This is a genomic window from Leifsonia lichenia, assembly GCF_054780215.1.
Genome location: NZ_BAAGWT010000001.1, coordinates 249,592 through 263,096, shown reverse-complemented (window position 1 = coordinate 263,096; position 13,505 = coordinate 249,592). Strand labels below are relative to the sequence as shown.

General features: G+C 68.4%; 11 protein-coding genes. 10 read left to right on the top strand and 1 reads right to left on the bottom strand.

Annotated features, from left to right (window positions below; all coding sequences use genetic code 11):
• The first annotated feature begins 92 nt into the window (after positions 1 to 92).
• From rarD to ACYVGI_RS01200, 3 genes are all read left to right on the top strand, one after another.
• A complete protein-coding gene (gene rarD, locus ACYVGI_RS01210) occupies positions 93 to 1,061 on the top strand; it encodes an EamA family transporter RarD (protein WP_460630858.1) in 969 nt (322 codons plus the stop codon).
• A gap of 88 nt (positions 1,062 to 1,149) precedes the next feature.
• Positions 1,150 to 2,652, top strand: coding sequence for an IMP dehydrogenase (gene guaB, locus ACYVGI_RS01205; protein WP_460630857.1), 1,503 nt, complete (start codon positions 1,150 to 1,152; stop codon positions 2,650 to 2,652).
• Positions 2,653 to 2,764: 112 nt separating this feature from the next.
• A complete protein-coding gene (locus tag ACYVGI_RS01200) occupies positions 2,765 to 4,453 on the top strand; it encodes an ABC-F family ATP-binding cassette domain-containing protein (RefSeq protein WP_460630856.1) in 1,689 nt (562 codons plus the stop codon).
• 46 nt (positions 4,454 to 4,499) lie between these two features.
• Here ACYVGI_RS01200 and ACYVGI_RS01195 read toward each other — a convergent pair whose 3' ends face one another.
• Positions 4,500 to 5,645 carry a MalY/PatB family protein gene (locus ACYVGI_RS01195; RefSeq protein WP_460630855.1) on the bottom strand — a complete coding sequence of 382 codons (1,146 nt, stop codon included), beginning with the start codon at positions 5,643 to 5,645 and terminating at the stop codon, positions 4,500 to 4,502.
• A 44-nt stretch (positions 5,646 to 5,689) separates the two neighbouring features.
• Here ACYVGI_RS01195 and ACYVGI_RS01190 point away from each other — a divergent pair, with 44 nt between their 5' ends.
• From ACYVGI_RS01190 to guaA, 7 genes are all read left to right on the top strand, one after another.
• Entirely contained in the window at positions 5,690 to 6,808 is a 1,119-nt protein-coding gene (locus tag ACYVGI_RS01190) for a GuaB3 family IMP dehydrogenase-related protein (RefSeq protein ID WP_460631469.1), read from the top strand.
• 36 nt (positions 6,809 to 6,844) lie between these two features.
• The gene (locus ACYVGI_RS01185; protein WP_460630854.1) at positions 6,845 to 8,632 is read left to right on the top strand and encodes a glycerol-3-phosphate dehydrogenase/oxidase; all 1,788 of its coding nucleotides are present in this window, start codon (positions 6,845 to 6,847) and stop codon (positions 8,630 to 8,632) included.
• 87 nt (positions 8,633 to 8,719) lie between these two features.
• Positions 8,720 to 9,250, top strand: coding sequence for a cation:proton antiporter regulatory subunit (locus tag ACYVGI_RS01180; RefSeq protein WP_055894880.1), 531 nt, complete (start codon positions 8,720 to 8,722; stop codon positions 9,248 to 9,250).
• Between the two features lie 2 nt (positions 9,251 to 9,252).
• On the top strand, positions 9,253 to 10,605 hold the full coding sequence (locus ACYVGI_RS01175; protein ID WP_460630853.1) for a cation:proton antiporter: 1,353 nt from the start codon (positions 9,253 to 9,255) through the stop codon (positions 10,603 to 10,605).
• A 45-nt stretch (positions 10,606 to 10,650) separates the two neighbouring features.
• Positions 10,651 to 11,442, top strand: a complete 792-nt coding sequence (locus ACYVGI_RS01170; protein ID WP_460630852.1) for an SURF1 family protein — start codon at positions 10,651 to 10,653, stop codon at positions 11,440 to 11,442.
• Positions 11,443 to 11,446: 4 nt separating this feature from the next.
• Positions 11,447 to 11,896 carry a DUF3817 domain-containing protein gene (locus ACYVGI_RS01165; RefSeq protein ID WP_055894888.1) on the top strand — a complete coding sequence of 150 codons (450 nt, stop codon included), beginning with the start codon at positions 11,447 to 11,449 and terminating at the stop codon, positions 11,894 to 11,896.
• A 22-nt stretch (positions 11,897 to 11,918) separates the two neighbouring features.
• The gene (guaA, locus tag ACYVGI_RS01160; RefSeq protein ID WP_460631468.1) at positions 11,919 to 13,505 is read left to right on the top strand and encodes a glutamine-hydrolyzing GMP synthase; all 1,587 of its coding nucleotides are present in this window, start codon (positions 11,919 to 11,921) and stop codon (positions 13,503 to 13,505) included.

The window sequence follows — 13,505 nt, the reverse complement described above, 5'->3', positions numbered from 1 at the left end:
CTTCTGAACGGAGAAGCCGTCGGCGTGGCGCGCGCCGTCTCCTTCTGAACGGAGCTCCGCATCCGGCGCGTCGTCGCGCGTAGGATCGCTCCGTGTCCCAGAGCGAAACATCCCAGAGCGATCCCGTCACCAAGCCCCTGTCGGAACACCGCCGCTCCGGTCTCGTCTACGCCATCTCCGCGTACGTCCTCTGGGGCATCCTGCCCATCTACTTCCTGTCGCTCGTGCCGGCGAGCGCGTGGGAGATCGTCGCCTGGCGGGTGCTGTTCTCGCTGGTCTTCTGCGCCATCCTGCTGACGGTCACGCGGAAGTGGCGCGCCTTCGGCTCCCTGCTGCTCAACAAACGGGTCGTCTTCACCATGGGCGTCGCCGGGGCGCTCATCTACGTCAACTGGCAGACCTATGTGCTCGCGACGGTCAGCGGCCATGTCGTCGAGGCGGCGCTCGGATACTTCATCAACCCGATCGTGACGGTGTTCCTCGGGGTGCTCGTGCAGCGCGAGAGGCTGCGGGTCGCTCAGTGGGTGGCGGTCGGCGTGAGCGTGGTCGCGGTGGTCGTGCTGGCGATCGGCTACGGCGCGATGCCGTGGATCGCGCTCATCCTGGCGTTCTCGTTCGGACTGTACGGCCTCATCAAGAAGCGTGTCGGAGGGGCAGTGGATGCGGTCTCCGGCCTCACCCTGGAGACCATGTGGCTGACCCCGGTCGCCATCGTGCAGCTCGTCGTCGTCGGCGCGACAGTGGGCGTCACCCTCGGCACGGTCAGCGTCTGGCACACGGTCGCCCTGGTCGGCACCGGCGTCATCACCGCCGTGCCCCTGCTGTTCTTCGCTGCCGCCTCGCGGAGGCTGCCGCTGGTCTACATGGGGTTCATCCAGTACTTCGCCCCGTTCATCCAGTTCCTGGTCGGCGTGGTGGTGCTGCACGAGGCCATGCCGCCTGAGCGGTGGTTCGGTTTCGCCATCGTCTGGCTGGCGCTGCTGATCCTGTGCGTCGACATGATCGTCGCCAACCGCTCCGGCCGGAAAGCCGCGGAACTCGACGTTGCGACCGTGGAATAAACCACCAGGGTTCTGCCGTTACGATTGATTATCCGCAGGCGCTGGTGGCGGCGGACTTCTTCCAACTCCGCAACGACTAAGGGGTGAAATGGATCAGTCGGATCCGTTCGGTTTCATCGGTTTGACCTACGACGACGTGATGCTCCTTCCCGGGTACACAGACGTCATCCCGAGTGAGGTCGACACCTCCTCGCGTCTCACCAAGCGCATCTCGGTCTCCGCTCCGCTCCTCTCGAGCGCCATGGACACCGTCACCGAGTCCCGCATGGCTGTCGCCATGGCGCGGCAGGGCGGCATCGGCATCCTGCACCGCAACCTCTCGATCGAAGACCAGGCGGCGCACGTCGACAAGGTCAAGCGGTCGGAGTCGGGCATGATCACCAATCCCGTCACCACCACCCCCGACGCCACCGTCGAGGAAGTGGATGCACTGTGCGGCCAGTTCCGCGTCAGCGGCCTCCCCGTGGTCGAGGGGGACGGCACCCTCGTCGGCATCATCACCAACCGCGACATGCGTTTCGTGTCGCCGTTCGAGCGCACCACCACCTACGTGCGCGACGTGATGACCAGGATGCCCCTGATCACCGCTCCGGTCGGGATCGACCCTGACTCCGCGGTCGCCATCTTCGCCGAGCACAAGATCGAGAAGCTCCCCCTGGTCGACGCCGACGGTCGCCTGCGCGGGCTCATCACGGTCAAGGACTTCGACAAGAGCGAGAAGTACCCGAACGCCACCAAAGACGACGAGGGCCGTCTGCGCGTCGGCGCCGCCATCGGCTTCTTCGGCGACGGCTGGGAGCGAGCGATGACCCTGATCGACGCGGGCGTCGACGTCATCGTGGTCGACACGGCCAACGGCGAGAGCCGCGGCGTGCTCGACATCATCAGCAGGCTCAAGCACGAGCCGCGCGCCAAGCACGTGGACGTGATCGGCGGCCAGGCAGCCACCCGCTCGGGTGCTCAGGCCCTGATCGACGCCGGCGCCGACGCGATCAAGGTCGGCGTCGGGCCGGGCTCGATCTGCACCACCCGCGTCGTCGCCGGTGTCGGTGTGCCGCAGGTGACCGCGGTCTACGAATCCTCGCTCGCCGCGCGCCCGGCAGGGGTCCCGCTGATCGCCGACGGCGGTCTGCAGTACTCGGGCGACATCGCGAAGGCACTCGTCGCGGGTGCGGACACCGTGATGCTCGGCTCGCTGCTCGCTGGAACGTCGGAGTCGCCCGGCGACCTGGTGTTCGTGAACGGCAAGCAGTTCAAGAACTACCGCGGGATGGGCTCGCTCGGTGCGATGCAGACCCGCGGCAAGAAGACCTCGTACTCCCGCGACCGCTACTTCCAGGCGGACGTTCCGAGCGACGAGCAGCTCATCGCCGAGGGCATCGAGGGCCAGGTGCCGTATCGCGGCCCGCTGTCGGCCGTCGCCTACCAGTTGCTCGGCGGCCTGCGTCAGTCGATGTTCTACGTCGGCGCCCGCACCATCCCCGAGCTCAAGGAGCGCGGCAAGTTCGTGCGCATCACCCCGGCCGGGCTCAAGGAGTCGCACCCGCACGACATCCAGATGGTCGTGGAGTCGCCGAACTACACGCGCTGAACTCGGCTCCGCTGAGTCACTCCGCTGTCCGAAACCGCCGTCCACTCCCCGTGGGCGGCGGTTTCGTCTATTCTGGAAGGCTTTGTCCGCATCCAGATCAGGAGTTCCCCTCATGGGTCACATCGACGTCGCCGGTGTCTCGTACACCCTCGCCGACGGACGGCCTCTGCTCGACGATGTCAGCTTCCGGGTCGGCGACGGCCGCGTCTCCGCGCTGATCGGCGCGAACGGCGCAGGCAAGTCGACGCTGTTGCGCATCATCCGCGGTGAGCTGCGACCGGATTCCGGCGCCGTGGCCATCGACGGAGGTCTGGGGGTGATGGACCAGTTCGTCGGGCACGTCCGCGACGACCGGACCGTGCACGACCTTCTCGTCCAGGTTGCGCCCCCTGCGGTGCGCCTGGCGGCCGAGCGGCTGGTCGCTGCCGAGGACGCGATCATCGAGCGCGACGAGACGGACACCCAGCTCCGCTACGCGACAGCGCTCGCCGAGTACGCGGATGCGGGCGGCTACGACCACGAGGTGCTGTGGGACCACTGCACCGTGGCGGCCCTCGGCATCCCGTTCGAGCGGGCCAGGCTGCGCGAGGTGCGGACCCTGTCCGGTGGCGAGCAGAAGCGCGTGGTGCTGGAGGCGCTGCTGCGCGGCCCCGACCAGGTATTGCTGCTCGACGAGCCGGACAACTACCTGGATGTTCCCGGCAAGCGCTGGCTGGAGGAGCAGTTGCGCTCGACCCCGAAGACAGTCCTGCTCGTCTCGCACGACCGCGAGCTGCTGGCCAGCGCCGCCGACCGCATCGTCACGCTCGAACTCGGCGCGGCCGGCAACACCACCTGGACGCACGGAGGCGGCTTCGGCGGGTACCACGCGGCGCGCGAGGAGCGCATGGCCAGGCTGGAGGAGCTGCGCAGGCGCTGGGACGAGGAGCACGCCAAACTGAAAGCCCTGGTGCTGCGGTTCAAGGAGAAGGCGAAATACAACAGCGACCTCGCCTCGGCGTACCAGGCGGCGCAGACCCGCCTCGCGAAGTTCCTGGAGGCTGGTCCGCCCGAGGCGCGCCCGCGCGAGCAGAACGTGCGGATGCGCCTCACGGGTGCGCGCACGGGACGTCGCGTCGTCGAGTGCCACGCCCTGGAACTGACCGGACTGATGCGCCCGTTCGACGCCGAGATCTGGTTCGGTGAGCGTGTCGCGGTGCTCGGCTCCAACGGCTCGGGCAAGTCGCACTTCCTGCGGCTGCTCGCCGCCGGAGGGACGGACCCCGACCCCGCTGCCGGACATCTCGCGTCCGCGGAGGTCGCCGGTGCGCCCGTTCCGCACACCGGGGTCGCGAAGCTCGGCGCGCGGGTGGCGCCAGGGCTCTTCGCACAGGCCCACGAGCATCCGGAGCTGGTGGGCAGAACCCTGCTGGACATCCTGCACCGCGGGGATGAGCGCAGGGACGGGATGCCGAGAGAGGCGGCCAGCCGCGTGCTCGACCGCTACGGCCTCGCGGTCGCCGCCGAGCAGACCTTCGAGTCGCTGTCCGGCGGTCAGCAGGCGCGCCTGCAGATCCTCCTGCTCGAGCTGTCCGGGGCCACCCTCCTGCTCCTGGACGAGCCGACGGACAACCTCGACCTCGTGTCGGCCGAGGCTCTGGAGGAGGGTCTGGCGGGCTTCGAGGGCACGGTGGTCGCCGTGACGCACGACCGCTGGTTCGCCCGCGGTTTCGACCGCTTCCTGGTGTTCGGCGAGGATGGTGAGGTCTACGAGGCGGACGAGCCGGTGTGGGACGAGGGGCGGGTGGCGCGGGCGCGCTGAGCGGTCGGGGACCGGTCAGGGCAGGCGGGGTTCAGCGCATCCGGTTTCAGCGCATCCCGTGGATGCGCGTGATCGCCTCCGTCAGCACCTCGGGCGCGCACGCGAAGTTGAGTCGCACGAACCCGGCGCCCTGCGCTCCGAAGTCGGTGCCGGGGTTCAGCGCGACCTTCGCCTCCGACAGGATGCGCGCGCTGGGGTCGTCGCCCCAGCCGAGCGCGCGCAGGTCCAGCCAGGCGAGGTAGCTGGCGTGCGGCTCGCGGTAGCGCGCATCCGGGAGCTGGTCGGCCAGCAGCGCGCCGAGGAGGGCGCGGTTGGCCTGGATCGCGGCCAGCGCATCCACCAGCCAGTCGCGTCCGTCGCGGTATGCCGCCTCGGTCGCGATGCGGCCGAAGTGGCTGGTGCGCACCTCCACCTCCACCGGCAGCGATCGGATGCGGTCGGTCATCCGGTCGTCCGCCGTCACGAAGAGCGCGCACTTGAGTCCGGCGAGGTTCCATGCCTTGCTCGCCGCGTGGGCGGCGATGCCGTGCGCCCGCGCCTCGGCGGACACGGACAGGAACGGCGTGAAGGTCGCGTCGGTGTGGGTCAGCGGCGCGTGCACCTCGTCGCTCACCACCACCGCGTCGTAGCGCGCCGCGAGCGCGGCCACCGCTGCGAGCTGCTCCGCCGAGTGGACGAGCCCCAGCGGATTGTGCGGGTTGCAGAGCAGGAACGCCCGCGCGCCACCGGCGAAGGCGCGCTCGATCCCGTCCAGATCGAGCGACCAGCCGTCGGCCTCCGACGCCAGCAGCGGCACCTCCTCGACCACCCCGCCCGCCTCAGGGATGAACTCGTAGAACGGCGGATACACCGGGGGAGTGACGATGACGCGATCCCCGGGCTCGATCGCCAGCCGCAGCGACTCCACGATCACCACGCTCACATCCGCCGTGGTGAGTGTGCGCTCCGGTTCCACCTCCCAGCCCCAGGAGGAGGAGGCGAAGTCGGCGAACGCTCGCTTCGCCCGGTCGTCCGGCCCGATGTACCCGGTGTCCGAGCGTTCGACGGCGGCGTGCAGCGCAGCCGCGATCGGACCGGCGAGCGGATAGTCCATCTCGGCGACGAAGAGCGGGAGGACATCGTCGGGATACGCGCGCCATTTCTCGCTTGTGCGCATCCTGAGCTGGGAGAGCGGAGAGGCTTCGACGGTCATGAGACCACTCTGCCAGCCCTCCGCCATAGACTGAACGGGTGAGTATGGAGATTGAGATCGGGCGCGCCAAGCGCGCTCGCCGCGTTTACGCCTTCGATGACATCGCCGTGGTTCCGAGCCGGCGCACCCGCGACCCCGAGGATGTGTCGGTGTCGTGGTCCATCGACGCGTACCAGTTCTCCATCCCGTTCCTCGCAGCCCCCATGGACTCGGTCGTCTCTCCGACCACCGCGATCATGATGGGCCAGCTCGGCGGCCTCGGCGTCCTCGACCTCGAAGGCCTCTGGACGCGCTACGAAGACCCGGAGCCCCTGCTCGCCGAGATCCGTTCCCTCTCCGCGGAGAACGCCACGGCCAGGATGCAGGAGATCTACGCAGAGCCCATCAAGCCCGAGCTCGTCACCGCGCGCCTGGCCGAGATCCGCGAGGGCGGCGTCACGGTCGCAGGCGCCCTCTCTCCGCAGCGCACCCAGGAGCTCTACGAGACCGTCGTCGCGGCCGGCGTCGACCTGTTCGTGATCCGCGGCACCACCGTGTCTGCAGAGCACGTCTCCAAGAGCGTCGAGCCTCTCAACCTCAAGAAGTTCATCTACGAACTGGATGTGCCCGTCATCGTCGGCGGAGCGGCCACGTACACCGCCGCCCTGCACCTGATGCGCACGGGCGCTGCCGGTGTGCTCGTCGGCTTCGGCGGCGGCGCAGCATCCACCACCCGGTCCACCCTGGGCATCCACGCGCCGATGGCGACCGCCGTCGCCGATGTCGCAGGCGCTCGCCGCGACTACATGGACGAGTCGGGCGGACGCTACGTGCACGTCATCGCAGACGGCGGGCTCGGCAGCTCCGGCGACATCGTCAAGGCCATCGCCTGCGGAGCGGACGCGGTCATGCTCGGCACGACGCTCGCCAGGGCCACCGACGCGCCGGGCGGCGGCTACCACTGGGGCGCAGAGGCGCACCACTCGCAGCTTCCGCGCGGCAACCGGGTAGCTGTCGGCCAGGTGGCCCCGCTCGAGGAGATCCTGTACGGCCCAGCTCCGGTGGCAGAGGGCTCTGCGAATCTGGTGGGAGCCCTGCGACGCTCGATGGCAACCACGGGATACTCGGACTTGAAGGAGTTCCAGCGCGTCGAGGTCGTCGTCGCACCGTACCAAGCGCAGTAAGAGTCGGCCGATGGCGGCCGAGTGAGGGAGAGAACGATGGTCACACAAGGATCGACGTCCAACCCCGCCGTGACATATCCGTCACGGCTCGGCCCGGCAGAGCGAGCTGATGCGATCGCGGCGCTGAAAGACACCGAGCTCGACATCCTCGTGGTCGGCGGCGGCATCGTCGGCACCGGCAGCGCAGTGGATGCGGTCACCCGCGGCCTCAGTGTCGGTCTGGTCGAGGCGCGCGACTTCGCGTCCGGCACGTCGAGCAGGTCGTCGAAGCTGGTGCACGGCGGTATCCGGTATCTGGAGCAGCTCGACTTCCGGCTGGTGCGCGAAGCGCTGATCGAGCGCGGTCTGCTCCTGCAGCGGATCGCGCCGCACCTCGTGAAGCCGGTGCGTTTCCTCTACCCGCTGAAGAAGCGGGTGGTGGAGCGCGCGTACGTCGGCGCCGGCATGATGCTCTACGACATCTTCTCCTACACGGGTCTGCGCCCGCCGGGAGTCCCGCACCACCGCCACCTGTCCAAGCGGCAGGTGCAGCGCGCCATCCCGAGCCTGGCGAACGACGCGCTCGTCGGCGGAATCACGTACTACGACGCGCAGGTGGACGACGCCCGCTACGTCGCGAACCTGGCCCGCACGGCCGCGCACTACGGCGCCCACGTGGCCACGCGCGTTCGCGTCGAGGGCTTCGTCAAGGTGGGCGAGCGGGTGGTCGGCGTGCAGGCGCACGATCTGGAGACCGGCGAGCGCTTCGAGATCCGTGCCAAGCAGGTCGTCAACGCCACCGGCGTGTGGACGGACGACACCCAGGCGATGGTGGGGGAGCGCGGCCAGTTCAAGGTGCGCGCATCCAAGGGCATCCACCTGGTCGTGCCGCGCGACAGGTTCCAGTCGAAGATGGGGCTGTTGCTGCGCACGGAGAAGAGCGTGCTCTTCGTGATCCCGTGGGGCAGGCACTGGCTGATCGGCACGACGGACACCGACTGGCACCTCGACAAGGCGCACCCGGCCGCGACCGCGGCCGACATCGACTACCTTCTTGCGCACGTGAACGCGGTGCTCGGCATTCCGCTGACCCGAGAAGACGTCGAGGGCGTATACGCGGGGCTCCGCCCGCTGCTCGCCGGGGAGTCGGAGGAGACCTCCAAGCTGTCCCGCGAGCACCTGGTCGCGCACTCCGTGCCCGGCCTGGTCGTGATCGCCGGCGGCAAGTGGACCACGTACCGCATCATGGCGAAAGACGCGATCGACGCGGCAGTGGATGCACTCGACGGCAAGATCCCGAGCAGCGCCACGATGGACATCGCGCTGGTCGGCGCGGAGGGCTACCAGGCGGCGTGGAACAGGCGCAAGCGCATCGCAGCGGACAGCGGCCTGCACGTCGCCAGGATCGAGCACCTGCTCAACAGGTACGGCACGATGGCGGAGGACATCCTCGACCTCGTGCGCGACGACGCCGAGCTCGGCAACCCGCTGCCGGGTGCCGACGACTACATCGGCGCCGAGGTCGTCTACGCGGCGTCGCACGAGGGCGCCCTGCACCTGGAGGACGTGCTCGCCCGACGCACCCGCATCTCGATCGAGGCGTGGGACCGCGGCGTCTCCGCCGCTCCGGTCGCCGCGCGCCTTCTGGCCGGTGTGCTCGGCTGGGACAAGGCGCGGGAGGAGCGCGAGGTGCGCACGTACCTCGAGCGCGTCGCCGCCGAGCGTGCGAGCCAGTTGCAGCCGGATGACGAGTCGGCCGACCGCATCCGGTTGGAGGCGCCGGACATCGTGGATGTCGACGCAGCAGCACTGAAAGCCGAGAAGGCGCCAAAGACGGCGAAGTAGGGCCCGTACACCATCAAGCCCGGAGCCACCTTCAGGTGGCTCCGGTATTCTTGGTGCACCTGCCCCCAACACAATTGGAGACGGAACATGGTTGACGTTCGACGGGTCAAGTTGCCCGGGGTCGGGGTGCTGCACACATTCGTCACGGACGATGGCGGAAAGGTCGGCGTGATCGCCCACCGGTCCGGGCACAGCGACCTCATCACCTTCTCAGACCACGAAGACGGCGCGGACGTGACGAAGGTGTCGCTGCGCCTCAACGACGACGAGGCCCACACACTCGCCGAACTGCTCGGCGGCACGCAGATCACCGAGTCGCTGACCGCGCTCGACCAGATCCCCGGCCTCAGCATCGACTGGTTCAGCGTCGACTACGAAGACCACATCGCCGGGCAGCAGCTCGGCAGCCCCGCAGACCGCGGCATCGCGGGCCTGACCGTCGTCGCCGTCGTGCGCGGCGACTCCGCCAATCCGGCGCCCGCGCCCGACTTCAAGGTGTTCCCCGGCGACACGCTCGTCGTCGCAGGGTCGCCGGAGAAGGTCGCCAAGGCGTTCGCCTTCTTCCGTTCAGGTGAGCTGCCCGTGCGCGCCACCGTCGACGCACCGCCAGGGGGGTAGCCATGCATCTCGGCGAAGACCTCATCATTCTCGGCGTCCTCCTGCTCGTGGCATACGTGCTCGGGCGCCTCGGCAAGCTGGTGGGTCTCCCCGCGATCCCCATCTATATGATCGTCGGGCTGCTCGCCAGCCCGCACACCGGGTGGTTCCCGCTCAACCTCGAGTCGAACTACATCGAGCTGATCGCGATCTTCGGCCTGATCCTCCTGCTGTTCAATCTGGGCCTGGAATTCGATCAGGACGAGTTCTTCGGCAACTTCGGCAAGCTCATCATCTCCGGCGGCTCGTACATCGTCGTCAACATGGGAGTCGGCCTCATCTTCGGCTTCATGGTCGGCTGGGGCACCCGCGAGGCGCTGATCATCGCCGGGATGACGGCCACCTCGTCCAGCGCGATCGTCACCAAGCTCCTCATCGAGCTGAAACGCCTCGCGAACACCGAGACGCCGATGATCCTCGGCGTCACCGTTGTCGAGGACATCTTCATCGCGATCTACCTCGCGATCGTCTCCGTCGTGCTGAGCGGCGAGACGGACTTCTGGCCGATCGTGACCAAACTGGCCATCGCGTTCACGTTCCTCGTCGTGATGTTCACGATCGCGCGCTGGGGCGGCCGCTACGTGTCGAAGCTGTTCCACACCAAGGACGACGAGCTCTTCACCATCCTGTTCTTCGGCTTCGCGGTGCTGTTCGCCGGCATCGGCGAGGTGCTGGGCGTCACGGACGCGATCGGCGCGTTCCTGATCGGCCTCGTGCTCGGAGCCACGAAGTACCGCAACAAGATCGAGCACATCGCGATCCCGCTGCGCGACGTCTTCGCCGCGTTCTTCTTCCTCAACTTCGGCCTCGCGCTGAACGCCGCGCAGTTCCCGTCGGTGGTCGTCCCTGTGCTGCTGGCCGTGCTGCTGACGATCGTGCTGAACATCCTCGCAGGACAGTTCGTGGCGTGGATCAACGGGATGGGCGTGCAGGCCGGCATCAACACCACGGTCATCCTGCAGAACCGCGGCGAGTTCGCGCTGATCCTCGCGACACTGTCGCTGAGCGCTGGACTGGATGAACGCATCCAGCCGTTCGCCGGTCTGTACGTGCTGATCATGGCCGTCCTCGGGCCGATCCTCGCAGCAAACTCCGAGAAGATCGGTGCGATGATTCTTCGGACCGGCAAACGCCAGAAGAAGAAGCGCGCCACGAAACCCGAACGCGATCCGATGCTCGACGAGGAGATCGCGCTGGTGGAGGCTGCCACGGCCGACCTCGACCCCGAGGCGCGCTCGGACGACACCCGGCAGGCCATCGACCGCGTCGTCGACCAGGCCATGCAGCAAGACAGCAGCGACCGAAAGCGGGACTGAGCCATTAGCACGACCACCGGCAGTGGAGAGACCACACTGTTCCAGATGATGCTGCGCCCTCGCTGGATCGGCGCGCTCGTCTTCGCTCTCCTGCTGGCCGGTGGATTCGCGTGGCTCGGCCAGTGGCAGCTCGAGCGCGCCGTGGCCGCAGGCACGGTCGTCGACGTCCCGAGCGAGACGGTCCTGCCCCTCGCGCAGGTGGCGAAGCCGGGAGGACCGATCGCCGACACGGCGACCGGGCAGTACGTCTCGGTGACCGGCTCGTTCGTGCCGCAGGACTACCAGTTGCTGAAGGGCCGCCTCAACCACGGAACGTCCGGCTGGTGGGTCGTCGCGCACGTGACCGTGACCGGCGCGGACGGCGCGAGGCCGGTCGCGCTCGCCGTCGCGCGCGGCTGGGCGGCCGATGAGGCCACAGCCCAGTCGGCGCTGAAGCGTCTCGCCGCCGAGCCGGCCGCCGACCAGGAGATCGTCGGACGCTTGCTGCCGACGGAAGGCCCGGAGGCGCCGGCCGACAAGAAGCATCCGACGGTGATGACGATGATGTCGGTCGCCGCGCTCTACAACCTCTGGACCGGCGTCGACGGCATGGACGTGTACTCGGCGTACGTCGTCGAGAAGACGCCTCCAGCGGGGCTCACCAAGATCGAGTCGCCCCCGCCCATCCAGGAGCGCACGCTCAACTGGCTCAACATCTTCTACGCGGCGGAGTGGATCATCTTCGCCGGATTCGCGGTCTTCCTCTGGTATCGACTGGTGAAGGACGCGAAGGAGAAGGAAGACGAACTGCGCGAGCTCGCGGCCGGAACGGCGACGCAGCTCGGGAAAGTAGAATAGACCTATGCCCCTCGCACCCAAGCTCGCCGATTTCCCGAAGATCCGCGGGGCGCTCCGGTTCTACCAGGTGTTCGCGTACATCACCGGCATCATGCTGCTGCTGCTCTGCGTCGAGATGATCATCAAGTACGGCATGGGCTACCAGATGTTCGCGTTCGGCAACCACGGCGTCTTCGCCTTCGTGCCGGTGAACGACCCGGTGACGCCGACCGGCGTGGACCTGAGCACGGGCATCCTGATCGCACACGGCTGGCTGTACGTCGTGTACCTCTTCTCCGACTTCCGGCTCTGGAGCCTGATGCGGTGGAACTTCACGAAGTTCGTGGCGATCGCCCTCGGTGGCGTCGTCCCGTTCCTCTCGTTCTTCGTGGAGACGCGCATCACCAAGCAGGTGAAGTCCTATCTGGCCGGCCGAGAGGCCGAGGAAGCGACCCTCGTGGAGGCATCAAATTAGCACCGATCCAGCATTCGCCGACCTGCTCGGAGGGGCCGATTCGGCCAACCCGTCCGGCCCGGTCCTCGTCGTCGACTTCGGGGCGCAGTACGCGCAGTTGATCGCGCGCAGGGTCCGCGAGGCCAACGTGTACTCCGAGATCGTTCCGCACACGGTGACGGCAGCGGAGGTCGCGGCCAAGAAGCCGTCCGGCATCGTCCTCTCCGGCGGCCCGTCCAGCGTCTACGAAGAGGGCGCACCGCAGCTCGACGAGGCGATCTTCGAGCTCGGCGTGCCCGTGCTCGGCATCTGCTACGGCTTCCAGGTGATGGCCACCGCCCTCGGCGGAGAGGTCGCCCACACCGGAGCGCGCGAGTACGGCTCGACCGCCGTGCGCATCTCGGATTCGGGTGTCCTGCTCGACGGCCAGCCGGAAGAGCAGACCGCGTGGATGAGCCACGGCGACTCGGTCTCCAAGGCGCCGGATGGCTTCGAGGTCCTCGCATCCACCGACTCCACCCCCGTCGCGGCTTTCGCCAACGACGAGCGCAAGCTCTACGGCGTGCAGTGGCACCCCGAGGTCAAGCACTCCGCGTACGGCCAGGCCGTGCTCGAGAACTTCCTGCACCGTGCCGCGGGCATCCCGGCCGACTGGAACAGCGGCAACGTGATCGCCGACCAGGTCGCTGCGATCCGGGCCCAGGTGGGTTCCGGCCGCGTCATCTGCGGTCTGTCCGGCGGCGTCGACTCCGCTGTCGCAGCCGCCATCGTGCACAAGGCCGTCGGCGACCAGCTCGTCTGCGTCTTCGTCGACCACGGCCTGCTCCGCAAGGACGAGGCCCGTCAGGTCGAGGAGGACTACGTCAAGGCCACCGGCGTCCGCCTCGTCACCATCGACGCGGAGGAGCAGTTCCTCTCGGCTCTGGCCGGCGTCAGCGACCCGGAGACCAAGCGCAAGATCATCGGCCGCGAGTTCATCCGCACGTTCGAGCAGGCGCAGGCCGATCTGATCGCGGAGGCGGCCAGCGAGGGCGACCCGATCCGCTTCCTCGTGCAGGGCACCCTGTACCCGGACGTGGTCGAGTCCGGCGGCGGCTCCGGAACGGCGAACATCAAGAGCCACCACAACGTGGGCGGCCTTCCGGAAGACCTGCAGTTCGAGCTCGTCGAGCCGCTGCGCACTCTGTTCAAGGACGAGGTGCGCGCCATCGGCCGCGAGCTCGGCCTGCCGGAGGTCATCGTGGGCCGCCAGCCGTTCCCCGGCCCGGGCCTCGGCATCCGGATCGTCGGCGAGGTCACGCGCGAGCGCCTCGACCTCCTCCGCGACGCCGACGCGATCGTGCGCGCCGAGCTCACCGCCGCCGGCCTCGACACCGAGATCTGGCAGTGCCCCGTCGTGCTCCTCGCCGACGTGCGCTCCGTCGGCGTCCAGGGCGACGGCCGCACATACGGTCACCCGATCGTGCTGCGCCCCGTCTCGAGCGAGGACGCCATGACGGCCGACTGGACCCGCCTGCCGTACGACCTGCTCGCCAAAATCTCCAACCGCATTACCAACGAGGTCGACGGCGTCAACCGCGTCGTGCTCGACGTCACGTCGAAGCCGCCGGGAACGATCGAATGGGAGTAG